Source organism: Actinomadura rubrobrunea NBRC 15275 (assembly GCF_001552235.1).
Classification (GTDB): Bacteria; Actinomycetota; Actinomycetes; order Streptosporangiales; family Streptosporangiaceae; genus Spirillospora; species Spirillospora viridilutea.
In genome coordinates this window covers 85,681-111,875 of sequence record NZ_BCQU01000004.1, presented here as the reverse complement: position 1 = coordinate 111,875, position 26,195 = coordinate 85,681, and the positions used below count along the sequence as shown (strand labels likewise).

General features: G+C 74.1%; 26 protein-coding genes. 13 read left to right on the top strand and 13 right to left on the bottom strand.

Annotated elements, in window-relative coordinates; all coding sequences use genetic code 11:
* Nucleotides 1-63: 63 nt before the first annotated feature.
* Nucleotides 64-765, bottom strand: coding sequence for a class I SAM-dependent methyltransferase (locus AR3_RS02390; RefSeq protein WP_067907574.1), 702 nt, complete (start codon nt 763-765; stop codon nt 64-66).
* Nucleotides 766-900: 135 nt separating this feature from the next.
* On the opposite strand from AR3_RS02390, the gene AR3_RS02385 reads away from it, so the two are divergent.
* A complete protein-coding gene (locus tag AR3_RS02385) occupies nt 901-2,340 on the top strand; it encodes a hypothetical protein (RefSeq protein ID WP_067907571.1) in 1,440 nt (479 codons plus the stop codon).
* On the opposite strand, the gene AR3_RS02380 is transcribed toward AR3_RS02385, so the two are convergent.
* From AR3_RS02380 to AR3_RS02365, 4 genes are all read right to left on the bottom strand, one after another.
* A complete protein-coding gene (locus AR3_RS02380; RefSeq protein ID WP_067907568.1) occupies nt 2,309-3,226 on the bottom strand; it encodes an SRPBCC family protein in 918 nt (305 codons plus the stop codon). The genes AR3_RS02385 and AR3_RS02380 overlap by 32 nt on opposite strands.
* 234 nt (nt 3,227-3,460) lie before the next feature.
* Nucleotides 3,461-4,321, bottom strand: coding sequence for an FAD binding domain-containing protein (locus tag AR3_RS02375; protein WP_067907565.1), 861 nt, complete (start codon nt 4,319-4,321; stop codon nt 3,461-3,463).
* Nucleotides 4,318-6,726, bottom strand: a complete 2,409-nt coding sequence (locus AR3_RS02370; protein WP_227023216.1) for a xanthine dehydrogenase family protein molybdopterin-binding subunit — start codon at nt 6,724-6,726, stop codon at nt 4,318-4,320. The genes AR3_RS02375 and AR3_RS02370 overlap by 4 nt, the downstream gene beginning before the upstream one ends.
* Nucleotides 6,723-7,217 carry a (2Fe-2S)-binding protein gene (locus AR3_RS02365; protein ID WP_067907559.1) on the bottom strand — a complete coding sequence of 165 codons (495 nt, stop codon included), beginning with the start codon at nt 7,215-7,217 and terminating at the stop codon, nt 6,723-6,725. The genes AR3_RS02370 and AR3_RS02365 overlap by 4 nt, the downstream gene beginning before the upstream one ends.
* Nucleotides 7,218-7,536: 319 nt before the next feature.
* On the opposite strand from AR3_RS02365, the gene AR3_RS02360 reads away from it, so the two are divergent.
* From AR3_RS02360 to AR3_RS02350, 3 genes are all read left to right on the top strand, one after another.
* Nucleotides 7,537-7,740 (top strand): hypothetical protein, encoded by a 204-nt coding sequence (locus AR3_RS02360; RefSeq protein ID WP_067907556.1) that lies wholly within the window; start codon nt 7,537-7,539, stop codon nt 7,738-7,740.
* A 66-nt stretch (nt 7,741-7,806) separates the two neighbouring features.
* On the top strand, nt 7,807-8,433 hold the full coding sequence (locus tag AR3_RS02355) for a GNAT family N-acetyltransferase (RefSeq protein ID WP_067907553.1): 627 nt from the start codon (nt 7,807-7,809) through the stop codon (nt 8,431-8,433).
* Between the two features lie 592 nt (nt 8,434-9,025).
* Nucleotides 9,026-9,715 (top strand): histidine phosphatase family protein, encoded by a 690-nt coding sequence (locus AR3_RS02350; protein ID WP_067907550.1) that lies wholly within the window; start codon nt 9,026-9,028, stop codon nt 9,713-9,715.
* 35 nt (nt 9,716-9,750) lie between these two features.
* Here the strand turns inward: AR3_RS02350 and AR3_RS02345 are convergent, their stop codons facing one another.
* The gene (locus AR3_RS02345; protein WP_227023217.1) at nt 9,751-11,301 is read right to left on the bottom strand and encodes an alkaline phosphatase D family protein; all 1,551 of its coding nucleotides are present in this window, start codon (nt 11,299-11,301) and stop codon (nt 9,751-9,753) included.
* Between the two features lie 307 nt (nt 11,302-11,608).
* Here AR3_RS02345 and AR3_RS02340 point away from each other — a divergent pair, with 307 nt between their 5' ends.
* The 3 genes from AR3_RS02340 to AR3_RS02330 all read left to right on the top strand — a co-directional run bounded on the left by AR3_RS02340 (nt 11,609) and on the right by AR3_RS02330 (nt 15,055).
* Complete coding sequence (locus AR3_RS02340; protein ID WP_083950854.1) at nt 11,609-12,052, top strand: cupin domain-containing protein; 444 nt, start codon at nt 11,609-11,611, stop codon at nt 12,050-12,052.
* A gap of 295 nt (nt 12,053-12,347) precedes the next feature.
* The gene (locus AR3_RS02335; protein WP_083950853.1) at nt 12,348-13,817 is read left to right on the top strand and encodes an SLC13 family permease; all 1,470 of its coding nucleotides are present in this window, start codon (nt 12,348-12,350) and stop codon (nt 13,815-13,817) included.
* 32 nt (nt 13,818-13,849) lie between these two features.
* Nucleotides 13,850-15,055, top strand: coding sequence for a glycerate kinase family protein (locus AR3_RS02330; protein ID WP_227023218.1), 1,206 nt, complete (start codon nt 13,850-13,852; stop codon nt 15,053-15,055).
* 25 nt (nt 15,056-15,080) lie between these two features.
* Here AR3_RS02330 and AR3_RS02325 read toward each other — a convergent pair whose 3' ends face one another.
* From AR3_RS02325 to AR3_RS02315, 3 genes are all read right to left on the bottom strand, one after another.
* A complete protein-coding gene (locus tag AR3_RS02325) occupies nt 15,081-16,406 on the bottom strand; it encodes a dicarboxylate/amino acid:cation symporter (RefSeq protein WP_067907542.1) in 1,326 nt (441 codons plus the stop codon).
* 281 nt (nt 16,407-16,687) lie between these two features.
* On the bottom strand, nt 16,688-16,909 hold the full coding sequence (locus AR3_RS02320) for a hypothetical protein (protein ID WP_067907539.1): 222 nt from the start codon (nt 16,907-16,909) through the stop codon (nt 16,688-16,690).
* Nucleotides 16,902-18,320 (bottom strand): PspC domain-containing protein, encoded by a 1,419-nt coding sequence (locus AR3_RS02315; RefSeq protein WP_067907536.1) that lies wholly within the window; start codon nt 18,318-18,320, stop codon nt 16,902-16,904. The genes AR3_RS02320 and AR3_RS02315 overlap by 8 nt, the downstream gene beginning before the upstream one ends.
* A gap of 223 nt (nt 18,321-18,543) precedes the next feature.
* Here AR3_RS02315 and AR3_RS02310 point away from each other — a divergent pair, with 223 nt between their 5' ends.
* Entirely contained in the window at nt 18,544-19,671 is a 1,128-nt protein-coding gene (locus AR3_RS02310) for an ATP-binding protein (protein WP_067907639.1), read from the top strand.
* A complete protein-coding gene (locus tag AR3_RS02305) occupies nt 19,668-20,297 on the top strand; it encodes a LuxR C-terminal-related transcriptional regulator (protein WP_067907533.1) in 630 nt (209 codons plus the stop codon). Before AR3_RS02310 ends, AR3_RS02305 begins: the two co-directional genes overlap by 4 nt.
* A 30-nt stretch (nt 20,298-20,327) precedes the next feature.
* Here AR3_RS02305 and AR3_RS02300 read toward each other — a convergent pair whose 3' ends face one another.
* Complete coding sequence (locus AR3_RS02300; RefSeq protein ID WP_067907530.1) at nt 20,328-21,251, bottom strand: TIGR03564 family F420-dependent LLM class oxidoreductase; 924 nt, start codon at nt 21,249-21,251, stop codon at nt 20,328-20,330.
* Nucleotides 21,252-21,354: 103 nt separating this feature from the next.
* On the opposite strand from AR3_RS02300, the gene AR3_RS02295 reads away from it, so the two are divergent.
* Entirely contained in the window at nt 21,355-21,879 is a 525-nt protein-coding gene (locus AR3_RS02295; RefSeq protein ID WP_067907527.1) for an AAA family ATPase, read from the top strand.
* Here AR3_RS02295 and AR3_RS02290 read toward each other — a convergent pair.
* From AR3_RS02290 to AR3_RS02280, 3 genes are read right to left on the bottom strand one after another with little or no spacing between them, the layout of a single operon-like run.
* Nucleotides 21,876-22,334, bottom strand: a complete 459-nt coding sequence (locus AR3_RS02290) for an SRPBCC family protein (protein ID WP_067907525.1) — start codon at nt 22,332-22,334, stop codon at nt 21,876-21,878. The genes AR3_RS02295 and AR3_RS02290 overlap by 4 nt on opposite strands.
* 12 nt (nt 22,335-22,346) lie before the next feature.
* Nucleotides 22,347-23,291, bottom strand: a complete 945-nt coding sequence (locus tag AR3_RS02285) for a nucleoside hydrolase (protein ID WP_067907522.1) — start codon at nt 23,289-23,291, stop codon at nt 22,347-22,349.
* A gap of 25 nt (nt 23,292-23,316) precedes the next feature.
* Complete coding sequence (locus AR3_RS02280; protein ID WP_067907637.1) at nt 23,317-24,039, bottom strand: PIG-L deacetylase family protein; 723 nt, start codon at nt 24,037-24,039, stop codon at nt 23,317-23,319.
* A gap of 98 nt (nt 24,040-24,137) precedes the next feature.
* Here AR3_RS02280 and dhaK point away from each other — a divergent pair, with 98 nt between their 5' ends.
* From dhaK to dhaM, 3 genes are read left to right on the top strand one after another with little or no spacing between them, the layout of a single operon-like run.
* Nucleotides 24,138-25,133 carry a dihydroxyacetone kinase subunit DhaK gene (dhaK, locus tag AR3_RS02275; RefSeq protein ID WP_067907518.1) on the top strand — a complete coding sequence of 332 codons (996 nt, stop codon included), beginning with the start codon at nt 24,138-24,140 and terminating at the stop codon, nt 25,131-25,133.
* Complete coding sequence (gene dhaL / locus AR3_RS02270; RefSeq protein ID WP_067907515.1) at nt 25,130-25,747, top strand: dihydroxyacetone kinase subunit DhaL; 618 nt, start codon at nt 25,130-25,132, stop codon at nt 25,745-25,747. The genes dhaK and dhaL overlap by 4 nt, the downstream gene beginning before the upstream one ends.
* 10 nt (nt 25,748-25,757) lie before the next feature.
* Complete coding sequence (gene dhaM, locus AR3_RS02265) at nt 25,758-26,141, top strand: dihydroxyacetone kinase phosphoryl donor subunit DhaM (RefSeq protein WP_067907512.1); 384 nt, start codon at nt 25,758-25,760, stop codon at nt 26,139-26,141.
* The last annotated feature ends 54 nt before the right edge of the window (nt 26,142-26,195 follow it).

Below are 26,195 nucleotides of genomic sequence, written 5' to 3'. Positions count from 1 at the left end.
CCTCCCGGGCCCGGCCCGCGGCGGTCGATCGGCCGCTGGTCGGCGCGGGCTGGTCGGCGTTGGCTAATCGGCGCGGTAGGCGCGGGCGAACAGCGTGACGCCCGGCCACGACTTGACCGGAAGCCGCCGCTCCACGGCGCTGACCAGGCTCAGCAGCTCGTTCACGATGGGCGGCGCGTCCGCCATGTCCTCGCAGTACCGGGCGCGGTGCCGCCGCCACCGCACCAGCGGGCGGAGCAGGACATTGCAGTTCCACAGCCGCTCCACGCGCAGCCCGGCGCCCTCCAGCACCCCGGCCAGATCCGCCTTGGCGTAGCGGCGGACGCGGCCCAGCGCCACGTCGTGCGCCGACCACAGGGACATGTCGCACGGCACGGAGACCAGCGCGGTCCCGCCGGGCCGCAGCACCCGGGCGATCTCCGCCGCGGCGGCGCGGTCGTCCTCCACGTGTTCCAGCACGTTCAGCGCCAGCGCCAGGTCGTACGTCGCGGACGGCAGCGGCAGGAACCGGGCGTCGCCCAGGTAGGCCGTGATGCCCTGCGCCAGGCACAGGTCCACCGCGGCGGGGGCGGAGTCGACCGCCACGGCCTGCCAGCCGTGCTCCATCAGGACCTTGGTGTTGCCGCCGCCCGCGGCGCCGATGTCCACGGCGGTTCCCGGGACGCCGATCCGGCGCAGCTCCCGCGCGACGATCCCGCGGCGCTCGCGGTACCACCAGTTGTCGTCTTCGATCGCGACGACCCGTTGAATCTCGATGGTGTCCACCGCACCAGCGCATGCCAAACCCGCGGCCCGCGGCCACGGGACGCGCCGGGGTTGACGGCGTTTTGGTCCGCCGGAAGGGGACGTACCCTCCCATTTCGGGAACAGTCCTCACCCCTGACCGTGAGGGGGCGGCGGATGGACGCGATCGACCGGGCGGCGCGGCGGCACTGGCCGATCGGCGTCGCGCTCGCCCTGGCCCTCGCGGTGCGGGCGGTCGCGATGCTCGGCTACCCCACGGCCCTGTGGTTCGGCGACTCGGTCGGCTACCTGCGGGTGGCCCTCACCCTGGAGCCGTCGATCACCCGGGCGAGCGCGTACGGGGTCATGCTGCTGGCGCTGCGTCCGCTGCACAGCCTGGCGGCGGTGGTCGCGGTCCAGCACCTGTTCGGGTTGCTGACCGCGGTCCTGCTGTACGCGCTGGTCTGGCGGCACGCGCGGGCGGCCTGGCCCGACCGCCCGCTGCGGCCGGGGCTGCTGGGCGCGGCGGTCGCCCTGCCGGTGCTGTTCGACGGGTACCAGATCCAGCTCGAGCACCTGCTGCTGTCGGAGACCCTCTTCACGTTCCTGCTCGTCGCCGCGATCACCGCGCTGCTGTGGAACGCGCGGGTCGGCGTGTGGACGGCGGCGGCCGCGGGGCTGCTGCTCGGGCTGGCCGGCACCACCCGCTCCGCCGGCCTGCCGCTGCTGGCGATCGTGCTGGTGTGGCTCGTCGCCGGCGGACCGGCCCGGCGGCCGCGGGCGGCGCCCGCCGCCGCGCTGATCGCCGCGTTCGCGCTCCCCCTGCTGCTGTACGCGACGTGGTTCAAGGCCGTGCACGGGCGGTTCGCGCTGACCGGCACCGAGAAGGTGTTCCTCTACAGCCGCACCGCGGAGTTCGCCGACTGCTCGATCATCAAACCGCGTCCCGAGCTGCGCGACCTGTGCCCGCGCGAGCCGCCGGAGGGCGTCTCGCCCGCGTACGCGGCGCTGTGGACCGACCGCTCGCCGTTCGCCCGGCTGCCCGGCGGCAAGATGGGCGCCAACCGGCGGGCGGGCGAGTTCGCGTGGGCCGCGATCCGCGCGCAGCCGCTGGACTACGCCCGCGTCGTCGTCCGCGACACGCTCCGCGCCTTCTGGTGGAAGCGCACCGTCTACCCGCGGCTGTCGACGTTCCGCAAGTACGAGTTCCCGGACCGGACGGCCCGCCTCAGCAAGCGCCAGGCCAAGGTCGCCCGCCCCTACGCCCACGCGGCCGGGCCCCGCCGGGTCGTCGAGCCGTACGCCGGGTGGATGCGCTTCTACCAGGACCGCGTGTACCTGCCGGGCATCGGGCTCGGCGCCGTGCTGGCCGTCGCGGCGGCGGGCATGGCGGCGCGGCGCGGTGCGCGGCGCCGCGCCCTGCTGCCGTGGCTGGTGTCGGCGGGGCTGCTGGTCGTCCCGGCCGCCACCGCGGACTTCGACTACCGGTACGTGCTGCCCGCCGTCCCGTTCGGCGCGCTGGCGGCCGCGCTGGCGTTCGTGCCGAAGCGCGACGCCCCCGCCGCCCCCGCCGTCGGCGACCGCGCTAGCGGCGGCCGCGTGCGCGGCGGCGCCTGAGGAGCCGGACGGCCAGCAGCCCGGCGGCCACGACCGCGACCGCGGGCAGGGCCCGCTTGGCCACCGACGGCCCCGCCACCTCCAGCAGGTCGATCGGCTCCTGCTCGCGGCGCCGCGGCGCGCCCACCGCCTTCAGGGGACGCTCCCGGCCGGCCTCCGACGGCGGCCGCTGCTGCGGCACGGGCGCCGCGTCCTCCTGCGCGGGCTGCTCCTGCTGCGCCTCCTGCTCCTCCTGCGCGGGCCGTTCCTGTGGCGCGGCGTCCTGCTGCGCCTGCTCCTGCGGGGCGGCCTCTTCCTTCGACGCGGGCGCGGCCTCGGGCGCTGGGGCCGCCGCCTCCTGCGTCTGCTCCCGCGCCGCCTCGGCGGCGCCCTGCTGGTCGACGACGTCCTCGGCCCCGGCGTCCGCCCCGTCGCCCTGCCGGGAGGACTCCAGCTCCTCGGCCAGCGCCTTGGCGAACCGCCCGATCAGCTTGGCGCCCACCTCGGCCAGGATGTTGCGGCCGAACTGCGCCGGACGGCCGGTCACGTTGAGCTTGGTGTGCACGGTGACGCGCGTGGTGCCCGCGGCTCCCTCCCCGTCGCCGGGCACGGGGTGCAGCCGCGCCTGGACGGTCGCCGAGGCGGTGCCCGAGCCGCGGGCCTCCTTGCCGGACGCCTCGATCGTGACCGTGCGCGCCGACTCGTCCGCCGCCACGATCCGCGCGGTGCCGCGGTAGGTGACGGTCATGGCGCCGACCCGGACCCGCAGCCGTCCGGTGTACTCCCCGCCCTCGGCCGAGTCCAGGGTCGCGCCCGGCACGCACTGGGCCACCCGCTCCACGTCGAGCAGCACCGACCAGGCCTCGTCCACCGGAACGGGAACGGCGAATTCGTGGTCGAGCTCCATGATCCCGGTCCCTTTCGTTCGGGGGCGCGTGTAAGGGCCTCGTCCGTGACCTTACGACCGCCCGCCGCGCCAACGCCAGCGGGCCCCCTCCGCGACTGAGCCCGGGGCCCGAGGGCGCCGTCGGATGCCCGACCGCATACCCCGGGGCGCGCCGTCCAAGCGCGCCGCCTCGCGCAGGCGCGATCAACGCGGCGGTCGGGGACGGCCGGCGCGCGCCGGCCGTCCCCGAGAGCGTCAGCCGGCCGCGGCGGCGGTCAGGGCCCGAGCGGTCAGGACGCGCGCCAGATGCGCGCGGTACTCGGACGAACCGTGCAGGTCGCCGGGCGGGGACGTGCCCTCGGCGGCCCGTTGCGCGGCCTCCTTGAACGCGTCCTCCGAGGCCGCGCGGCCCTGGAGGGACCGCTCCACCTCGGTGGCCCGCACCGGCGTCGGGCCCATGTTGGTCAGCGCGACCCGCGCCTCCTCCACGCCGTCCTGCCCGCGCCGGACCGCGCACGCGACCCCGACGATCGCCCACGCCTGCGCCGTGCGGTGGAACTTCTCATAGTGGACGCCCCAGCCCGCGCCCAGCTTGGGCACGCGCACCCCGACGAGGATCTCGTCGGGCTCCAGCGCCGAGGTCATCCAGTCGACGAAGAACTCCGCCGCCGGCATCCGCCGTTCGCCGCGCTCCGCCGAGACCGCCGCGAACTCCGCGTCCAGCGCCAGCGCCACCGCGGGCAGGTCCCCGGCGGGGTCGGCGTGCGCCAGCGCCCCGCCGAACGTGCCGCGGTGCCGCACCGCCGGGTCCGCGACCGTCGCGGTCGCCTTGGCGATCAGCGGGGCGTGCTCGCGGACCAGGGGGTCCCTCATCACCTGGTGGTGCGTCGCCATGGCGCCGATGAACAGCGCGTCGCCCTCGTCGCGGATCTCTCGCAAAGCCTCCACCCGGTCGAGGTCGATGAGCGCGTCCGGGTAGGCCAGCCGCAGCCGCAGCAGCGGCATCAGGCTCTGCCCGCCCGCGAGCACCTTGGCGTCCTCGCCCGCGTCGGCCAGCGCCGCGCACGCCTCCTCGACCGTCGTCGGCCGCGCGTAGTCGAACGCCGCCGGGATCATTGCGCGTCACCTCCCTGCACCGAGCCGAGCCCGCCGGCGGCGCCCGGCTGCGGACCGCCCTCCGGCGCGCCGTCGCCCTGCAGCGCCCGCCACACCCGTTCGGGCGTGCACGGCATCGGCACGTCCCGCACGCCGTAGGGGCGCAGCGCGTCGACGATCGCGTTGACCACCGCGGGCGTGGACGCGATCGTCCCGGCCTCGCCCACGCCCTTGACCCCCAGCGGGTTGGACGTCGCCGGGGTCTCGGTGCGGTCGGTGGTGAACTCGGGGAGGTCCGCCGCCGACGGCACCAGGTAGTCCGCCATCGTCGTGGTGGTCAGGTTGCCCTCCGCGTCGTACACGGCCTCCTCGTAGAGGGCCTGCGCGATGCCCTGGGCGAGCCCGCCGTGCACCTGCCCCTCGACGATCAGCGGATTGACGACCTTGCCGACGTCGTCCACGGCCACGTACGTGCGCAGCCGCACCATGCCCGTCTCGGTGTCGACCTCGGCGGCGCACAGGTGCGTGCCGTGCGGGAAGGAGAAGTTGTCGGGGTCGTAGGTGACCTCGGCGTCCAGCGACGGCTCCAGGCCCTCGGGCAGGTCGTGCGCGGCGAACGCGGCCGCGGCCACCTCCTGGAGCGTGCGCCCCTGTTCGGCCACGCCCTTCACGTGGAAGCGCCCGCCGGAGAACTCCAGGTCGTTCTCGTCGGCCTCCAGCAGGTGCGCGGCGACCTTCCGGGCCTTGTCGATCACCTTGTCGCAGGCGCCGTACAGCGCGACGCCGCCGACCGCCAGCGACCGCGACCCGTAGGTGTCCATGCCCTTGGGAGACACCGCGGTGTCACCGTGCAGCACCTTGACGTCCTCGAACGGCACCCCGAGCCGGTCGGCGGCGATCTGCGCCCACGCGGTCTCGTGGCCCTGGCCGTGCGCGGACGACCCGGTGACCACCTCGACCTTGCCGGACGGCAGCACCCGCACCGACGCGTGCTCCCAGCCGCCGGCGCCGTACGACAGCGACCCCAGCACCCGCGACGGCGCCAGGCCGCACATCTCCGTGTACGTCGACACCCCGATGCCGAGCTGCACCGGATCGCGCCGCTCGCGCCGGTCGGCCTGCTCGGCCCGCAGCTTGTCGTACTCGAACAGCTGGAGCGCCTTGTCCGTGGCCGCCTCGTAGTGGCCGGAGTCGTAGGTGAGCCCGGCGACCGTCTCGTAGGGGAACTCCTCGTGCCGGATCCAGTTGCGGCGCCGCACCTCGATCGGGTCCAGGCCCAGCTCGGCCGCCAGCTCGTCCATCAGCCGCTCGATCGCGAACGTCGCCTCCGGACGGCCCGCGCCCCGGTAGGCGTCCGTCGGCGTCTTCGTCGTGAACACGCCCGTGCAGGTGAACGAGTAGGCGTCCATCTTGTAGATGCCGTTGAACATGAACGCGCCCAGCAGCGGGATGCCCGGCGTGACCAGCATCAGGTACGCGCCCATGTCGGCGAGCAGGTCGACCTTCAACCCGCGGATGCGCCCGTCGCGGTCGGCGGCCAGCCGCAGCCGCTGGATCTGGTCGCGGCCGTGGTGGACGGCCATGTTCCCTTCGCTGCGCGACTCGGTCCACTTGACCGGGCGGCCCAGCCGCCTGGCCAGCAGCAGGCACAGCACCTCCTCCCCGTACACCTGCAGCTTGGAGCCGAAGCCGCCGCCCACGTCGGGGGCCACGACGCGCAGCCGGTGCTCGGGGATCCCGGTGACCGTCGCCAGCATCAACCGAAGGATGTGCGGGATCTGCGTGGCCGAGTAGACCGTGAAGTCGTCGCCCTCCGGCACGCACAGCACGGCCCGCGGCTCCATGGCCGTCGGGATGAGCCGCTGCTGCACGTACCGGCGCTCGATCACCACGGGGGCGTCGCGCATCGCCGCGTCGAGGTCGCCGTTCTCGAACACCCACGTGTAGCACTTGTTGGTGCCCAGGTCCTCGTGGACGAGAGGGGACCCCTCCTTGAGCGCCTCCTCCATGTCGACGACCGCCGGCAGCGGCTCGTAGTCGACGTCGATGGCCTCCAGCGCGTCGGCGGCCGCGTACCGGTCGCGGGCCACCACGCACGCCACCGGCTCGCCGACGTACCGCACCTCGTCCACGGCCATCGGCGGGTGCGCGGGGTGCTTCATGTCCTCGGTGACGGGCCACGCGCACGGCAGCGACCCCTGTTCGTCGGCGAAGTCGGCGCCGGTCAGCACGGCCACGACGTTCGGACGGGACTTGGCCGCCGACACGTTCACCGAATTGATCCGCGCGTGCGCCATGGGGCTGCGCAGGAACGCCACGTAAAGCGTTCCAGGAGGCTGCATGTTGTCGGTCCAGCGGGTGCGGCCGGTCACCAGCCGCGCGTCCTCGACGCGCCGGCGCGGGGTGCCGATCTCCTGGACGGTCACGATGTCACCTCCCGCTCCTGCGCCGGGGTGCGCATCTCACGGGCCGCCCGGCGCACCGCCCGGACGATGTTCTGGTAGCCGGTGCAGCGGCACAGGTTCCCCTCGAGCCCTTCGCGGATCTCCTCGTCGGACGGGGCGGCGTTCTCCCGCAGCAGGTCCAGCGCCGCCATGATCATGCCGGGGGTGCAGAAGCCGCACTGCAGCGCGTGCTCCTCGTGGAAGGCCCGCTGCAGCGGATGCAGCGTCCCGTCGATCCCCAGCCCTTCGACCGTCGTGACCTGACGGCCGTCGGCCTGCACCGCCAGCACGGAGCAGCTCTTGACGCTCACCCCGTCCAGCAGGACGGTGCAGGCGCCGCAGTTCGTGGTGTCGCAGCCGATCGGGGTGCCGACCTTCCCCAACCGGTCGCGCAGGTAGTGGACGAGCAAGAGGCGCGGTTCGACGTCGTCCTCGTACGTCACTCCGTCGACCTCGACGCGGACACGTGTCATTCCTTCTCCCAGGGACGTCTCGGTTGGGGCGGGAAGACGTCCCTCCTGGGAGGACCACGTTGGACCGGCCACGGCATCGTGGGGTCACCTCCGGCCGTCGGAGAAGGCGACCTTATGAACGTAAGCCGAGGCGTCACCCCTGTACCAGACCCCGCCCGCGTCAATTTGCCCGCCGTTGAAACGACGGTGACGCCTCGCCCCGGAGGCGAACCCGCGACCCTCCGCACTCATCGCCCGACAGGGGCCTGACGCGTTGTCAACCATTGACCGGACCCACGCGTCTTCCTGACGCCGACGTCTCTTGGGGGATGCGTCCGAGATGCCCGACGACTCACGCAGCACCCCGCGCTTCTTGATCTATTACGACGAGGACGAGCTCCTGGGGCCGGACGGCGCGGTCTCCCGCCTTCTCCACGCGTCCAGGGAGATCGCGCGGACCGCGACGGCCACGGTGGTCACGACGGTCGCGGTGGTGACCATCCTCCGCGCCCTCGAAGCCCTGTTCGCGGTCGCGCTCCGGTGACCGGGGACGCCGCCCGTGGCGGTGCGTCTCTTGTGGGAGCGCTCCCAGCCAGGCGATGATGACCCGGTGAGCAGACCACCCGTCATCCGGCCCTACCGTCCCGGCGACCGCGCCGCCGTGTACGACGTCTGCGTGCGCACCGCCCACCTGGGAGGGGACTCGCGGCACATCTACCCCGACCCGGACCTGATGCCGAGCATCTTCGCCGGGCCGTACCTCCACCTCGAACCGGACCTGGCCTTCGTCCTCGACAACGGCGAACGCGCCGTCGGCTACATCCTCGGCACGGCCGACACCGCCGCGTTCGTCGAGGCGTTCCGCGCGTCGTGGCTGCCGACCCTCGTGGACCGCTTCCCGCTCCCCGACGGTCCTCCGTCGACGCCCAGCGAAGAGATGATCGACCTGATGCACCATCCCGAGCGCATGCTGGTGCCCGAAGTGGAGGACTATCCGGCCCACCTGCACATCGACCTGCTGCCCGCCTACCAGCGGCAGGGCCACGGCCGCGCCCTGATGCGCACGTTCCTCGACGCGCTGCGCCGCAAGGGCGTGGCGAACGTCCACCTCGCCATGGTCACCGCCAATACCCCGGCCCGCGCCTTCTACGACCGGCTGGGATTCCACGAGATCCCAGTCCCCGACCCCGGCCCCCTGACCTACCTGGGCCGCAGCACCGACTGGAACGCGTCCTAGACACACCCTCAGCCGCGTTCCCACACCCCCGCGTGCGCGGGGCCGACGTGTGCACCGCGTTCTGGGTGGCCGAGCTGCGGGGACCATCCCCGCGTGCGTGGGGCTGACGCGATCATGCGCGACCCTGCGAGGAGCTACATCGGAGCATCGCCGCGTGGACAGGGCCGACGGCCAGTCCTCCGCGGCGCGGTCGTCGAAGACCGGGCCATCCCCGCGTGCGCAGGGCCGACGCTGATCACGGCGATCTCGCTGGCTGCAACTGCGGGCCATCCCCGCGTGCGCGGGGCCGACGACAAGCTGCGCGTGCATCACCTGAACGAGATGGGGCCATCCCCGCGTGCGCGGGGCCGACGGGCCGCCCGACGCCGTGACGCACGTCACTGCAAGGGCCATCCCCGCGTGCGCGGGGCCGACACTTGTTGACCTGCGAGCTTACGGCGGCAAAGCCAAGAATTCATTCAGTTGCATTCGCGGGTTCTGATAGCCGATCGAAGTGGCTTTCCGGAGGGGTGACTGTGGTCAATTCGGAAATGGGGCGGCTTCGCCGAGCGTCCGGCGTTCGACCACCGCGGCCTTGTGTCACCCTGGCGGCATGGCGACACGACGGGTGTGGTTGGTCAGGCACGGGGAGAGCGAGTCGAACGCGGGGCTTCCCACGAACGGCCCGGCGGCGGCCCCGCTCACCGCGCTCGGACGGCGACAGGCCGAACGGGTGGCCGCGCAGCTCCCCGAGTCGCCCGCCCTCATCGTCAGCTCGCCGTTCGTCCGCGCACGGCAGACGGCCCGGGCGACCGTCGAACGGTTCCCCGACGTCGCCTACGAGGAGTGGCCGGTTCAGGAGTTCACTTACCTGGGACGCCTGCACGCCCCGCAGACCACCGCCGAGCAGCGGCGGCCTCACAGCGACGCCTACTGGCAGAGGTGCGACCCCGCTTACGTCAACGGCGGGAACGGGGAGTCGTTCAAGGCGGTCATCGCCCGTGCCCGCGCGTTCCTGGACCGCGCCGCGCACCACCCGGTCGACGGCCCGATCGCGGTGTTCAGCCATGGCCTCTTCATCAAGACCGTGATGTGGACGCTGCTGACCGGGGTGACCGACCCGAGCGCCGCGGACATGCGGACCTTCAGGCACTTCGACGGCGTGTGCTACGTCCCCAACGGCACGATCGTCGAACTGCGGCGCTCGGGCGGCGAGGACTGGCGCGTCGTGGCCGGCGGGACGGCCCACCTCCCCGAACTGTCGACCGCTCCCGAGACGGCCGCCGCCACCCGCCTCGACTAGCCGCACGGGCGGGTGGCCGGGGGCGGACGCGTCGCCTAGCGCCGCGGGTTGAGATTGACGGAGTACAGCGACGCGCCGTCCAGGTCGCGCAGGTGGACGGTGAGTGCCGCCGACCGGCCGTCGATCTCGACCTGGCCGAAGAACTGGTAGCCCTCGGCGGGGGAGGTGTTGGCGCGCGGCGGCGTCTTCTGGAACTTCACCTGCGGGCCGAACGTGCCGTCCAGTGCGTTGGGGCCGAAGCCGCCGGCGTTCAGGGGGCCCGACACGAACTCCCAGAACGGGTCGAAGTCGGTGAAGGACGCCTTGCCGGGGTCGTAGTAGTGGGCGGCGGTGTAGTGGACGTCCGCCGTCAGCCACACCATGTTGCGGACCCGGTGCCGCTTGGCGTACGAGAGCAGGTCGGCGATCTCGCGTTCCCGGCCGAGCGGGGCCCTGCCGTCGCCCTGGGCGACGCCCTCGATGGCGTCGCCGTCCGGGATGACCAGGCCGAGCGGCATGTCGGAGGCGATGACCTTCCACACCGCGCGGGAGGCGCGCAGCTCGCGCTTGAGCCAGGCGACCTGCTCGGCGCCGAGGATGCCGGCGCGCTGGGCGGGGGACGTGCCGGGGCCGTTGCGGTCGCGGTGGGAGCGCATGTCGAGGACGAACACGTCCAGCAGCGGCCCGTACGACAGCTTCCGGTACACCCGGTCGCCGCGGACCGGCATGTACTCCAGGGCGGCGCGGCGGGCGCGGGCGGCCAGGACGTCCACGCGCTTCTCGGTGTACTGCGGCAGGTCGAGGATCTCCCCGGGGTACCAGTTGTTGGCGACCTCGTGGTCGTCCCACTGGTAGATCATCGGGACGCGGGCGTTGAACGCGCGCAGCGCGGCGTCCTCCAGGTTGTAGCGGAACTGGCCGCGGAATTCGGCCAGCGTCTCGGCCACCTTGGTCTTCTCGGGGGTGACGACGTTGCGCCAGGTGCGGCCGTCGGGCAGGGGCACGGTCTCGGCGAGCAGCCCGTCGGCGTACACGTAGTCGCCGCTGCACAGGAAGAAGTCGGGGTCGGCGGCGGCCATCGCGTTGAAGATCCGGTAGCCGCCGAAGTCCGGGTTGATGCCCCAGCCCTGGCCCGCCAGGTCGCCCGACCAGACGAACGAGATGTCGGCGCGGGCGCGCGGGGCGGTGCGCAGGCGGCCCACGACGGGCTCGGACAGCAGCCCGTGGCGGTCGGGGTCGGCCAGCCGGACCCGGTAGTGCAGCTGCTCCCCGGAGGGCAGGCCGCGCAGCAGCGTCTTGCCGGTCAGGTCGGTGCGGGGGGTGAGCAGGGGGCCGCGGACGGTCCGGGCGTCCCGCAGGTCGGGACGGCGGCCGATCTCGACGATCATGCGCGCGGGCCGGTCGGACCGGGCCCACACGACGGCCTCGTGGGCGGTGACGTCGCCGCTCTGGACGCCGTGGGTCAGGCGCGGCCGGGCCCGCAGCAGGGCCGGGGCGGCGGCCGCCGCCGTTCCGCCGCCGCACAGCAGGCCGAGCGCCGCCCCGCCGCCGGTGAGCAGACCTCCGCGCAGCACAGTCCGCCGGTCGAGCACCATCCGTCGCTCCATGGTTCTAGGTTCGTCCAACGGGCCGCATGGTGCCGGTTCTCCGGATACGTTGCCGGGCCCGGGCGTGACGGCTCAGTGAACGCGGGGAATCCGGCGATCGACTTGACAACGCATCCCCGGCGACGGTGTTCTAGGTGCCATGCCAGCGCGATCCTTCCTCGGCAGCCCCGTGGCCCTGCGCCGCGTGGCCAGCGCGCTGTGTCTGTGTCCTTCGTGTTGTCGCTGATCTCAGCGGCCTCTTCTCGATCTCTTTCTCGATCTCTTCCGCCGACTCCGGCGCTCTTCTGCTGATCACGAAGGACGTTCCGTGAACCTCGACATGGTTCCCGATCTGACGATGCGCGGGCTGGACGACCCGCACGGACGCGCGATCGCCCCCCGCCCCCCGACGGTCGGCCAGCTGGCCGCGCGCGTCGGCGAGCTCGCCGCCCGCCCCGCCGAGTGGTGGCACCTGGTGCGGTTCGAGCCGAACCGTCCGGTGCGGGTGCCGCTGGACGGCGGCGACGGCGTCCGGCTCTGGCTGACCACCTGGCCGCCCGGTTACCGCACCGACGTGCACGGGCACGACGGCGTCGAGGTGAGCACCCTGCTGGCCGGCGAGCTGGCCGAGGTGTCGATCTCCGCCGACGGCGTGACCGAGCGCCCGCTGCGCGCCAACCGGGTGCGGGTGCGCGGCGCCGCCCGCGCGCACGAGCTGACCAACCCGGGCCCCGCCTACGCCATCAGCCTGCACGCCGGCCTGGCCCGCTGACGAAAGCCCGTCATTCGCACCGGAGGGCGGTGCCGCAGGTGCGGGGCTACGATGCCGATTCCGGCTCCAATATCGTGGGCGTATAAATGCGCGCTGCGCGAAAAGCTCGGCGGGCAGCGCATCGAGACCGTACGCGGCACGGGCCGCCGCCTTTTGATCGGTGACGCCCGGACGGCCGTCCCTCCCCGCCCGTGCGCAGACGAACAATTCCTCATTCGCCGTTCATGAAGGCCGAACCGTCCGGCCGGAGGATCGACGCGTCTCGCCGCAGTGCGATGGCGAAGGAGACGGGAACGTGCCGAACAGGACGACGGGGGCGGCCGGCGTCGTCCCCGCCGGAGCCGGACCGTCGCGCCGCATCGCGCTGGCCGCGGCGGCCGCCGCCCTGGGCGCGGCGGCCCTGTTCGGCCCGGGCCCGGGACTGAGCGGCGAGGGGCGGATCACGCTGGCGGTGTTCGCGGTGGCGACGCTGCTGTGGATGTTCGGCCGGATCGACGACGTGCTGGTGGCGGTGGCCGCCGCGCTCGTCCTGGCCGTCGCCCGGGTGCTGGACCCGGGGGTGTTCCTCGGCGGTCTCGCCGGACCGACCACCCTGCTGCTGGTCTGCGCGTTCGTGATCGCCGGCGGGGTGGCGCGGACCGGGCTGGCCACCCGGGCGGCCGCGCATCTGGCGGCCCGGGCGCGCGGCGTCCGCGGGCTGGTGCACCTGACCACGGCCGCGCTGGTCGCCGCCGTGTTCGCGATCCCCGCCACGTCCGGGCGGGCCGCGCTGGCGCTGCCGGTGTTCGTCGCGCTCGCCCGGACGCTCGGCGACCGGCGCCGCATGGTGCTCGCGCTGGCCCTGCTGTTCCCGACGGTGATCCTGCTGTCGGCCGTCGCCTCCCTGATCGGCGCCGGCGCGCACCTGATCACCGCCGAGATCCTCGCGGACACCACCGGCGAGCGCATCGGCTTCCTGCGGTGGCTGGTGCTCGGCACGCCCCTCGCCCTGGTGTCCTCGCACCTGGCCGCCGAGCTGATCCTGGTGCTGACCACGACCCGGGACGACCGCCGCCGCCCGGTGCGGGTCCGCGCCGCGGACGTCGGCGAGGCGGCGGGGGTGCGGGTGACGGGCCGGTTGACCGGGCCGCAGGCCCGTTCGGCCGGTCTGCTGGCCGCGGTGGTCGCGCTGTGGTGCACCGAGCCGCTGCACGGCGTCCCGCCGGCGGCGGTGGCGGTGATCGGCGCGATCGTCACCGTCCTGCCGGGGGCCGGCACGATCGGGGTGAAGGCGGCGCTGTCGGCCGTCCCGTGGCGGCTGATGGTGTTCCTGGCCGCCACCACGGCGATGGGCGTGGCCGTGACGACGTCCGGCGCCGCCCGCTGGCTCGGCGGCGCGGTCTTCGGCGCCGTGACCGGCCCCGACCGGCCTCCCGCCTGGCTGTTCCTGGCCGTCGTCGTCGCGGTGAGCACCGCCGCGCACTTGGTGCTGCAGTCCCGGTCCGCGCGGTCCAGCGTGCTGGTCCCGCTGGTGATCGCCGCGTCGTCCGGGGCGGGCGTCGCGCCGGCGGCGGCCGCGTTCGCCTCGACGGCCGCCGCCGGGTTCTGCCAGACGCTGCCGTCCTCGGCCAAGCCCGTGGCGCTGTTCCACACCGTTGACGGCGCCCCCACGTACACCACCCGCGACCTGATGCGGACCGCCGCGGTGCTCGGCCCCGTCACCGCCGCCCTGGTCCTCGCCTTCGCCCTGTGGGTGTGGCCGGCGCTCGGCCTGCCCGTCCGCTGAATCGGGCCGCGATGGCCGGGGAGGAGACCCAGGTGCGCATCGTCATCGCCCCCGGCGGCTTCAAGGAGTCGCTGAGCGCCGAGGAGGTCGCCGCGGCCATCGCCCGCGGCGTCCGCCGCGCGGTGCCGGACGCCTCGATCACCACGATGCCGCTGATCGACGGGGGCGAGGGCACGGCCCGCACGCTGGCGGCGGCGACCGGCGGCCGGCTGGTGCCGCACCGGGTGACCGGGCCGACGGCCGCGCCGGTGGACGCGCACTACGCGATTCTGGGCGGGTCAGGGCCGCGCACCGCCGTGGTGGAGATGGCGGCCGCGGCCGGGCTGCGTCTGGTGCCGCGGGACGCCCGCGACCCCGGCCGCACCACCACCGTCGGCGTGGGGGAGCTGATCGCCCACGCGCTGGACGCCGGGGCCGCCCGCATCCTCGTCGGCTGCGGCGACTCCGGCACGTCGGACGGCGGGGCGGGCGCCCTGCAGGCCCTCGGCGTCCGTCTCCTGGACGCCTCCGGGCGGGAGCTGCCGCGCGGCGGGGCTGCGCTGGCGCTGCTGGACCGGATCGACGTGTCCGGGCTCGACTCCCGGCTGGCCCGCATCGAGATGGTGGTCGCCTGCAACCCGTTCAACGTGCTGTGCGGCCCTGAGGGCGTGGCTCGCGTGTACGGCCCGCAGAAGGGCGCCACCCCCGCCCAGGCGGACGCGCTCGACAAGGCCCTGTGCCGGTGGGCGTGCGTCCTGGAACGCGATCTCGGCCCGGTGGGCGTGGACCTGCACGGCGCGCCGGGAACGGGGGCGTCCGGCGGCCTCGGCGCCGGACTGGCGGCGATCGGGGGCCGCCTGGTGCCCCGGTTCGAGGTGCTGCTCGAGCACCTGGACCTCGACGGCGTGCTCGCCGCCGCCGACCTGGTCGTCACCGCCGAGGGCGCGATCGACCGGCAGACCTCCCGCGGCAAGATCCCCGCGGAGGTGGCCCGGCGCGCCGAACGACACGGCAAGCCCGTGCTGCTCCTGGCGGGGGCGATCGGCCCGGACGCCCGCCTGGTCTACGGCAGCGGCGTCGACGCGTACGCCTGCATCCTGCCGCGTCCGATGCCGATGGACGAGGCCCTGGCGCACGGCACGGAGATTCTCGAGGACGGCGCCGAGCGCGCCTTGCGCCTGGTGCTGCTCGGGACCGCCCTGACGCCGGAGGCGGAACACCGCGGGCCGGTGCGGGCACGCACACCCAAAGGGGCGTGACGTGCCCGCACCGCCCGCGGACGGGTCAGGCGGAGGCGGTCACCGCGTCGCGGGAACGCTCCTCCTCGGCGGCGGACTCGGCCGGGGCGGCGGTCAGGTCGGCCGGGGGAGCGTTGAACACCTCGTCGTCCAGCAGGCCCTCCGAGCGGGCCACCAGGACGGGCACGGTGAGCTGTCCGGTGACGTTCAGCGCCGTCCGCGCCATGTCGATGACCTTGTCGATGGCGATCAGGTAGCCGACCGCCTGCAGCGGCAGGCCGACGGTGGTCAGCGTCAGGGTCAGCGCGACCAGCGCCGGGCCGGGGGTGCCGCCGGTGCCGAGCTGCCCGATCACCCCGGCCAGCGCGATCAGCGCGTAGTCGGCCAGGCCCAGCGACGCGCCGGTGTACTGGGCGACGAAGATCGCGGCCACGGCCGGGTAGATCGCGCCGCACCCGTCGAACTTGATGGTGGCGCCGAGCGGCTGGGCGAAGCTGGCGTACTCGTCGCGCACCCCGTTGCGCTCGACCGACACCCGGTGCGCGATCGGCAGCGTCGCCAGCGACGACGACGACACGAACGCGAACTGGATCGCGGGCCAGGAGTTGCGCGCGAACTTCAGCGGCGAGACGCGGCCGAACACGCGCAGCAGCACCGGGTAGCCGACCACCAGCATGACCGCCACGGCCGCGTAGATGGCGCCGGTGAACTTGGCCAGCGGCGCCAGCGAGTCCGGGCCGTAGGTGGCCACCACCGAGGCGATCAGGAAGAACGACCCGACGGGGGTGAACCGCACCACCCACCACACGATCTTCTGCATGACCGCGTACAGGTCGTCGATCAGCGCGGCCATCCGCGCGCCGCGGTCGCCGACCGCCAGCAGGGCCGCGCCGAACAGCACCGCGAACGACACCACGCCCAGCACGTTGCCCTCGGACATGGCGTTCACGATGTTGGACGGGAAGAGGTTCCGCAGCACCTGGGTCCAGGTGACGGGGTCGGTCTCGGTGCTCTCCGAGGCCAGCCGTCCCAGGCCCTCGCCGGGCCGCAGCAGCAGGCCGACGGCCAGGCCGATCGCGGTGGCGATGGCGGACGTGACCACGAACCAGCCGAGGGTCTTGGCGGTGAGCCGCGCCACGCCGCCGACGCCGCGCAGCCGGCCCACGCTGACCACGATCGCCGAGAACACCAGCGGCACGACCACGACCTTCAGCAGGCTGACGTAGACGTCGCCGAACGGGTCGAGCCAGTCCTCGGCGATCGCCCCGCCGTCATCGGCGAGGTTGTTGATCAGCACGCCGACGGCGGCGCCGAGGACGAGGGCCAGCACGATCTGCTGCCAGAACTGCCATTTCCAGACGCGAATGTTCATGTAAGCGCTCTCCAGGGAGCTTCGAGCACCCGATGCGGACGCGCGCGGGCATGCCCCGGTACGCGGCGCCCGAGGTGTCGGCGAAGGTGCGGAAAGGGGGCGGGAACAGAAAAGGGGAAGGCGGGCTGAAACAGGTCAGCGACTGTCAGCGGCTACACAGAACAGCGGCGAGGCGGCACAGGTCGACGTGCAGCCGGGCCACCAGCAGAACGCCTTTCCGGGAAGAGCTCACGAGGAGACAGTTAACCCCAATGTCCGCTTTCTGCAAAGTTTGATCTTGCTTACCCCTGGCGGCGCGACCGGGTCAGCACCCGGACGATGCCGATCACGCCCAGCCCGGCCACCAGCGCCGGCCCCAGCAGGGCGGGGTCGACCACGGGGAGTCCGCTGAGCCCGTTCGCCATGAACACCGCGGCGACCGCGAGGAAGAACACGCCGGCCACCGGGCCGCCGGGGTCGAAGCGGCGGCGGGGACGCGACGGCGCGGGACTGCGCTCAGGCACGGGTCACCTCCACGTCGCTCAGCCTGCCGCGGACCCGCAACGCGATCACCGGGGGAGCCTCCCGGCCCGCCGCCTCCGGCTCCAGCACCTCGGTCACCCGGGCCGCCGGGCCGGCGATCGTCCGTCCGTCCACCTCCAGATCGCCCAGGGTGAGCCGGGCGTCCAGCTCGACCCGCGCCGTCCGCGGCACCGTCACCTTCAGCGCGCCGAGCGCCACCTGGGCGGTGACGCTCACCCGCTGCCCCGGCGAGAACCGCGTCCGGCTGAGGTCCAGCCTCGCCGAGCCCACGCCCACCTTGTACTCGCGCTCCACATGGGCGCCGTCGACGGGGCGCCATTCGATGTCGCCGTACCGCATGTCGCTCGGGGCCTCGGCGACGACCGAGGTCGTCAGCAGCGCGAACGTCAGCAGCGTCCCGACCGCGGCGAGGCCGCGCGCGGGGAACCAGCCGCCCACCACCAGCCCGAGCCCGACGACGGCCAGGGCGGTGGACATGACGATCAGCGCGGCGTCCGGCGCGGAGTAGGCGCGGGCGAGCGGCACCACCGCCGCGCCCGCCGCCAGGGCGGCCAGCAGCGTCACCGCCGTCAGCGGGGACCTGCGCCGGGGAACGGCGGCCGCCGTCCCGCACCGAGCGGGGCCGCCCGCGAAGGCGTCCTGCTCCGGCGCCCCGTCGGCCGTCCGCCGCCGGGACCCGAGCACGGCGAGGTCGATCATGCCGTCCGGCAGTCCCTCGCGGGGCTCGGCGGCCGTCTCCGACGGGATCCGGTCCTTCTGCAACGAGACCCGGTTCTTCTCGAACGAGACGCGGCCCTGCTCCGACGAGACCCGATCCTTCTGCAGCGAGACGTCCTTCTGCAGCGAGACGTCCTTCTGCAACGAGACCCCGCCCTTCTCCGGCGCCGCGCCGCCGGCCCCCGACGGCGGCGCCGGCTCCATGGGATGGCCCTGCAGCCGCTGCGGCAGGGCGCACAGCGCCGCCCCCAGGTCCACGCCGCGGGCGTGCGCGACCACGAGCACCAGCCCGACCACCGCCAGCACCGCGATCACGTCGCCGGAGGACCAGTGGCCGAGCGGCGCGAACGCCGCCGTCACCACCAGCAGCGCGCCGAGGATCGACAGCGCGCCCGCCGCGTCGAACCTGCGGTGCAGCAGCTTCTCCGCCGGCGCGTCCTCCTCGGGCGACCCCGGCATGAGCAGCAGGGCCGCCCCGTAGAGCCACAGGCCCTTCCCGCCCGCCAGGGTGAGCACCGCGAACGCCACGCGCAGCACCACCGGGTCGACGTCCATGAACCGGCCCAGGCCCGAGCAGACCCCGGTCAGGACGCGGCTCTCCTGGTCGCGCGCCAGCCTCGGATAGCTGCCGTGCGCCGTCGTGGCGGAGTCGGTCGCGGTGCGCTCGTCGGTCATGGTTCACCATCGTGGCGGGGCACGTCCCGCGCGCGGTATCCGGGACGCCCCTGAGCCGACCCTGAGGCGCCCCTGTGCGATTCGGGGTGGCGCCCCCTGATGCGCCGCCTCCCGACGGCATGTGACGATCGATGCTGTGGACGACGCGGGATCGACGACGCACGAGCAGGCCGCGGGCGGCCCGTCCGGCGACCCGTCGGACCGGCGGCCCGACCGGCCGCGGCTGGAGCGGCGCGCCGACGGCGCGCTGGTGGCCGGCGTGTGCCGGGGCCTGGCCGCGCATCTCGGGGTCGACCCGTTCATGGTCCGGGCGGCGTTCGTGCTGCTGACGGTCGCCAGCGGCATCGGCATGGCCGTCTACGGGGTGTTCTGGCTCATGGTGCCCGGCGAGGAGGGGGCGTCGCGGCCCGCGGCGCGCCGGGACTGGGTGCAGCTGCTGGCGTACGGGGCGGTGGCGGTCGGGCTGTCCGCGCTCACCTGGGGCACCGGGGTCGCCCGCGCCGCCCTGTGGCCGCTGGTCGCCGGAGGCGTCGGCGTGGCGGTGCTGTGGCAGCAGGCCGACCGCGACCAGCGGCAGCGCTGGGTGATGCCGCTGCGGCAGCGGTGGCTGCGCAGCCTGATCGGGCTGCTCCTGGTGGTCGCCGGCATCGGCGGGTTCCTGGTGCAGAGCGTCAACCCGAGGGAGGCGCGCGCCGTCCTGATCGCGACGCTGATCATCCTGACCGGCGTCGCCGTGATCGCCACCCCGTGGGTGGTGCGGCTCTGGCAGGACCTGGACGCCGAACGGCACGAGCGCATCCGCTCCCAGGAGCGCGCCGAGCTGGCCGCCCACATCCACGACTCGGTGCTGCACACCCTGACCCTCATCCAGCGCAACGCGCACGACCCGCGCGAGGTGCAGCGGCTGGCCCGCTCCCAGGAGCGCACCCTGCGCACCTGGCTCTACCAGCCGCGCTCCGACCCCGACCGCACGTTCGCCGCCGCGATCCGCGAGGTGGCGGGGGAGGTCGAGGACGCCCACGGCGTCCCCATCGAGGTGGTGTGCGTCGGTGACACCGCGCTGGACGAGCGGCTCGGCGCCGCCCTGCAGGCCGCGCGGGAGGCGATGGTGAACGCGGCCAAGTACGCCGAGGCCCCGTCGGTGTCGGTGTACGGGGAGGTCGAGGGCGACCAGGTGTCGATCTTCATCCGCGACCGGGGCAAGGGCTTCGACCTGGACGCCGTCCCGGACGACAGGATGGGCGTGCGGCAGTCCATCATCGGACGTATGGAGCGCAACGGCGGCCGCGCCACCGTGCGCACCGCGCCCGGAGAGGGCACCGAAGTGCGTTTGGAGATGAAGAAGGCATGACGCGGGTAGTCCTGGTCGACGACCACCAGATGTTCCGCACGGGGGTGAAGGCGGAGCTGGGCGACGCCGTGGAGATCGTCGGCGAGGCCGGGGACGTCGAGGAGGCCGTGTCGGTCATCCGCGCGACGAAGCCGGACGTCGTCCTCCTCGACGTGCACCTGCCCGGGGGCGGCGGCGTGGAGGTGCTGCGGCGGCTGCACGGGATGGTGCCGTGCCGCTTCCTGGCCCTGTCGGTGTCGGACGCGGCCGAGGACGTGATCGGGGTGGTGCGCGGCGGCGCCCGCGGCTACGTCACCAAGACGATCTCCGGTCCGGAGCTGACCGACGCGATCGCCCGGGTGGCCGAGGGGGACGCGGTGTTCTCCCCCCGGCTGGCCGGTTTCGTGCTGGACGCGTTCGCCGCCACCGACGTGCCCGCCGTCGATCCCGAGCTGGACCGGCTCACCCAGCGCGAGCGCGAGGTGCTGCGGCTGATCGCCCGCGGCTACGCCTACAAGGAGATCGCCAGGGAGCTGTTCATCTCGGTCAAGACGGTCGAGACGCACGTGTCGAGCGTGCTGCGCAAGCTCCAGCTGTCCAACCGGCACGAGCTGTCCCGCTGGGCCGCCGCGCGCCGCCTCGTCTGAGCCCCTCCGCCGAGCCCTCCGGCCCGGGGCTCAGCCGGCCAGTTCGCCGAGCAGCCGCCAGGTGCGGTCCCGGGCGTCCTCCCCGAGCAGATCGGTCTGGGTGGCCACCACCTCGGTGGCGCCCGCGTCGAAGTAGCGCCGGATCGCCTCCGCCACCGCCTTCTCGTCGCCGATCTCCACCAGTTCGGCCGCCTTGGCGGCGCCCTCCAACGCGATGACCCGCTGGTAGGAGGGGAGGCGGTCGTAGAACGCCGTGGCTTCGGCGGCGGCCTCGCGGGCGGCGTCCACGTCGTCGGTCACCACCAGCGGCACGCACGCGACGATCCGCGGCGCCGGACGGCCCGCCCGCTCGGCCGCCTCCGTGATCGCCGGGACGATGTGCTCGCTCAGGGCGCGCGGACCGGCCAGGAAGGGCAGCGTCCCGTCGGCGAGCTCCCCGGTGACGCGCAGCGCGTGCGGGCCCATCGCCGCGACCAGCACCGGCACGCGCGGCGTCGCCCCCGGCACGCCCGCGGACAGCGGCGGGGCCGCGGTGTAGAACTCCCCGCGGAAGTCGGCGCCGCCGGTCTCCAGCAGCGACCGCAGCGCCGTCAGGAATTCGCGCAACCGCGCCGCCGGCCGGTCGTAAGGGATGCCGAACACCGGCTCCACGAACGACGGGGCGCCCAGCCCGAGCCCGAGGGTGAAGGAGCCGTGCGCGGCGGCCTGCGCGGTCTGCGCCTGGCTGGAGATCAGGATCGGATGCCGGGCGAAGATCGGGACCGCGGACGTCCCGACCGCCAGGCCCGGCACCTCCCGGCCGACCAGCCCGGCGACGCCGATGGCGTCATGGGAGAACTGCTGCGAGAACCAGGCCGCGCGTATCCCGGCGGCTTGCGCCTTCTTGGCCTGCGCGACGAAGTCGTCGACGGCGTTTCCGGACGGGGACGCGGTAAGGACAACACCAATCGTCATGGCAGCCGCAACCCGCACTCGCGTCCTGGTATTCCCGCCGTTCTCGACTGACAAGCCGGAGCTTCCGTGCGGCGGCCGCCGACGAAGCAGGGATCATGAAGGCATGACGGGGGCGGTCTACCTGATCACGGGCGTGCAGGCGTCCGGCAAGTCCACCGTGGCGCAGGCGCTCGCCGAGCGGTTGCCGAAATCGGCTCATGTGCGAGGCGACGCCTTCCGCCGCTTCGTCGTCAACGGCCGCGCGGAGATGGCGCCCGAGCCGTCGCCGGAGGCCCTCGCCCAGTTGCGCCTGCGGTACCGGCTGGCCGCGCAGACCGCCGACGCCTATGCCGCCGAGGGCTTCACGGCCGTCCTGCAGGACGTCGTGCTGGGGGAGTGGCTGCCGTGGCTCGCCGGGCAGATCCGCACCCGCCCCCTGTACGTCGTGGTGCTCGCCCCCAGCGCGGACGCCGTCGCCGCCCGCGAGGCCGGGCGCGCCAAACGCGCGTACGGAGCCTTCACCGTCGCCCACCTGGACCGCGCCCTGCGCGAGACCACGCCCCGCGTCGGCCTGTGGCTCGACACCACGCACCAGACCGTCGACGAGACCGTCGACGACATCCTGGCGCGCGCCGCGCCGTGGCCTTAGTGGGCGGTGGGCAGGCGGGCCGGACACCCCGGTTCGCAGTGCTGGGAGTGCCAGGCCAGCCGGCGGGCGAACGAGGTGATCAACCGGCGCACGAAGAACCGCGCGATCGGCCCCGTGCACGGGATCTTCGGCTCGAACGCCGCGCGCCAGCGCACGAGCGTGTACACGCCGTGCGGTTCGAGCGTCACGTCCGAGCGGTAGTCGCGGAGCGGCAACCCCGACACCCCGACGTAGGCGTAGTGCCGGGGCGGGTCGTGCACGACCACCTTCTCACGCACCGGGGGGATGTGCCGGACGGCGCCCACCCCGTTCGGCACCTTCTCCCCCTCGCTCTCCCGCCGCGACCTGGTGGGCAGACGCGCCCATTCGTTCCACGCCTCCGCCACGCTCAGATGCTTGAAGACCACCTCGCGCGAGGCCGTGCACGTCGCGGTGACCTCGATCTCGTACGGCATGCGCCCCTCCCGCTACAGGGACAGAATGGACGCGAGAAGACGTTCGTGGAAGACCGCCGCATCGCACCCGACGGCCACCTTGACGGGACGGCGGTCGTCCTCGGCGGGCAGCGAGCGGGCGTCCCACACGGTCGTGCCGCGCGTCAGCTCGCCGCGCAGCTCCACGCGCACCGGGCGTTCGACGTACTCGCCGACGCCCGGGTCCACCGCCAGCATCGCGGCCAGCGCGTCGTGGATGACCGCGCCCCGGCGCTTGAGCGTCGGGGTGTAGGCCGCCACGTAGAAGTCCAGGATCTTGGCGGCGAACCGGGCGGTCTCGGAGTCGTGCGCGGCCAACCGGTCCAGCCACGCGTCGCCCACCGCGGTCGGGTGGGTGGCGTCCAGCGGGACGAGCACCATCGGCCAGTCGGCGGCGAACACCAGGTCGGCGGCCTCGGGGTCGTGCCAGATGTTGGCCTCGGCGTGCGTGGTGACGTTGCCGGGGTGGTCGAACGCGCCGCCCATGATGACCACCTCGCGCACCAGCGCCGGCAGCTCGGGGTCGAGCAGCAGCGCGGTGCCGAGGTTGGTCAGCGGGCCGGTGGCCAGCAGCGTCAGCTCGCCGGGCCGCGACCGGGCCAGCCGGACGATCCGCGCGGCCGCCGCCTCGTCCACCGGACTGCCGGCGGGGTCGGGCAGCCCGGTGTCGCCGAGCCCGTCGGTGCCGTGCCAGTCGAGCGCGTAGTGCACGTCCTGCGCCATGGGACGCGCCGCGCCCACCGCCACCGGCACGTCGTGCAGGCCCGCCAGCTCCAGCACCCGCAGCGAGTTCAGCGCGGCGGTGTGCGGGTCGATGTTGCCGTGCACGGTGCCGACTCCGACCAGCTCGGCCTCGCCGGCGCGCACCAGGGACGCCAGGTAGAGCAGGGTCACCGCGTCGTCGATGCCGGTGTCGCAGTCGAGCAGGAGGGCGGCCACGAATCTCCTCGGGGGGTAGAGCGGATCAGACGGTGGCGACCACCTGGAAGGACTCGGCCAGCCGGCCGGCGGGCAGGCCCGCGGCGGCCGCGTTGGCCGAAAGCCACTGGCGCAGCGTGTCGGCGAGCGCGTCGCCCAGGTGCGCGGTCTGGCTGACGTGGGACTTCAGCGCCGCCAGTTTACGGTCGAAATCGTCGGTGATGTCCACGTAGTGGTTCACCACGGGGCCGCCGCTGAGCCACGCCTCGCGGACCGTCCACGGCTCCAGGCCCTCGTCGGCGAGCAGCTCGGGGAACGCGTAGGGGTTGCGGGCGTCGGGGTACACCGCGTCGAGGGCGGCGGCGCCCACCGCGCGGTGGTCGGGGTGGCTGGGGTGGATCCGCTCGTAGTTGCGCTCGGGACTGGGCATGAGCACCCGGTCCGGCCGCACCTGGCGGATCACCCGGGCGATGGCGCGGCGCAGGTCGAGCGTCGGCTCCACCCGCCCGTCGGGGTAGCCGAGGAAGCGCACGTCGTCGACGCCCACGCAGGCCGCCGCCGCGCGCTGCTCGTCGCGGCGCAGCGCGGCCATCTCCTCGCGGCCGACGCTGTCGTCGAACCCGCCGGCGTCGCCGTCGGTGACGATCAGGTACGTCACCTCGATGCCGCGGGAGGTCCACCCGGCGATCGTCCCGGCCGCGCCGAAGTCGACGTCGTCCGGATGCGCCATCACCGCCAGAACCCGCCGCACGTCGCTGTCGTCGAGCATGTTCGTCACATGATCACCCTAACCCGGCCTCGATTTTCCACAGCCATGGTCGCGACTTGGGCCTGGGACGCACCAGTCCGCGGGGTAAGGATCGAGGCATGCGCAAGCTCATCAACGCCCCGGCGGACGTGGTCGCCGACGCGCTGCGCGGCCTCGCCGCCGCGCACCCATCGCTCCGGGTGGACCCGGTCGGCCGGACGGTGGTGCGCGCCGACGCCCCCCGCCCCGGCAAGGTCGCGCTGGTCTCCGGCGGAGGCTCGGGCCACGAACCCCTGCACGCGGGCTTCGTCGGACACGGCATGCTCGACGCGGCCGCGCCCGGGGAGGTGTTCACCTCCCCGGTGCCCGACCAGATCCTGGCCGCCACGCTCGCCGTGCACGGCGGCGCGGGCGTGCTGCACATCGTCAAGAACTACAGCGGCGACGTATTGAACTTCCGGCTGGCGGCCGAACTGGCCGAGGACGAGGACGTCGAGGTCGTCTCCGTCCTCGTCGACGACGACGTCGCGGTGGAGGACGGCGCCCGCACCGCCGGGCGGCGCGGCACCGGCGGCACGCTGTTCGTGGAGAAGATCGCCGGGGCCCTCGCCGAGGAGGGCGCCGACCTGGAGCGGGTCGCGGCCGCGGCCCGGGAGGTGAACGAGCGCACCCGCTCGTTCGGCGTCGCCCTGTCGCCGTGCACGGTGCCCGCCGCGGGCGAGCCCACGTTCCGGCTCGGCGAGGACGAGATCGAGCTCGGCATCGGCATCCACGGCGAGCCCGGCCGCGAACGCGTCGCGGCCATGACCGCCGCCGAGATCGTCGACGCCGCGCTCACCGCGATCGACGCGGACATGCCGGTGCGCGGCGCCGAGGTGCTGGTGCTCGTCAACGGCATGGGCGGCACCCCGCTGATCGAGCAGTACATCGCGTACGCGGCGGCGGCCGCCTGGCTGGAGGGGCACGGCGCCACCGTCGCGCGCCGCCTGGTCGGCCCGTACGTCACCAGCCTGGAGATGGCGGGCTGCATGATCTCGGTGTGCCGCCTCACCCCCGAACTGACCCGCCTGTGGGACGCCCCGGTCGAGACCCCCGCGCTGAGGTGGGGCCGATGAACGTCCGCGAGTGGGTGCGCCGGGCGGCCGAGAAGATCGAGGCGGAGGCCGAGCGGCTGTCGCGGCTGGACGCGGCGATCGGCGACGGCGACCACGGCCACAACCTGGACCGCGGGTTCGCCGCCGCCGTGGAGGCGCTGCCGGAGGACGTCAGGCCCGGCCGGGCGCTGATCCTGGCGGGCCGCGCGATCGTGTCGAACACCGGCGGCGTGGCCGGGCCGCTCTACGGGATGGCGTGGCGCCAGGCGGGCAAGGCGCTGGGCGACGCGGAGCAGGTGGGCGCGGCCGAGGTCGGCGCGGCGCTGCGGGCCGCGCTGCAGAGCGTCCAAGAACTCGGCGAGGCCGTCGAGGGCGAGAAGACCATGGTGGACGCGCTGGCGCCCGCCGTCGCCGCCTACGACGAGGCCCTGGCCGCCGGGGGCGACCTGCCGACGTGCGCGCGGGCGGCGGCGGAGGCGGCCGAACGCGGCGCGGAGGCCACGATCCCGATGCAGGCCCGCAAGGGCCGCGCCAGCTATCTGGGGCCGCGCAGCATCGGACACCTCGACCCCGGTGCGGTGTCCACCGCGCTCATCCTGCGGGCGCTCGCGGACGTGGCGTCCCGAGACGCCTGAGGAGGCACCGGTGGTCGGAATCGTGGTGATCTCGCACAGCAGGGCGCTGGCCGACGGCGTCGCCGAGGTCGCGCGCGCGATGGGCGCCGGCAAGATCGTCGTCCGGTCCGCCGGCGGGAACGTGCGCGGCGGGCTGGGCACCAGCATCGAGGAGGTCGAGGAGGCGGTGCGCGCCGCCGACGACGGCGACGGCGTGCTGCTGCTGGTCGACCTCGGCAGCTCCGTCATGACCGCGAAGATGGTCGTCGAGGACCTCGGCGGGGACGGGGTCGCCCTCGCCGACGCGCCGCTGGTGGAGGGCGCCGTCGCCGCGGCGTCGATGGCCGCCACCGGGGCGGACCTGCGGACCGTGCTCAACGCCGCCGAGGCGGCCCGCCGTCACCGCAAGATCTGAGGGCAAGATCTGAGGGCGAGATCCGAGGGCAGGAGCCGGGGGAAGGGACGCGAA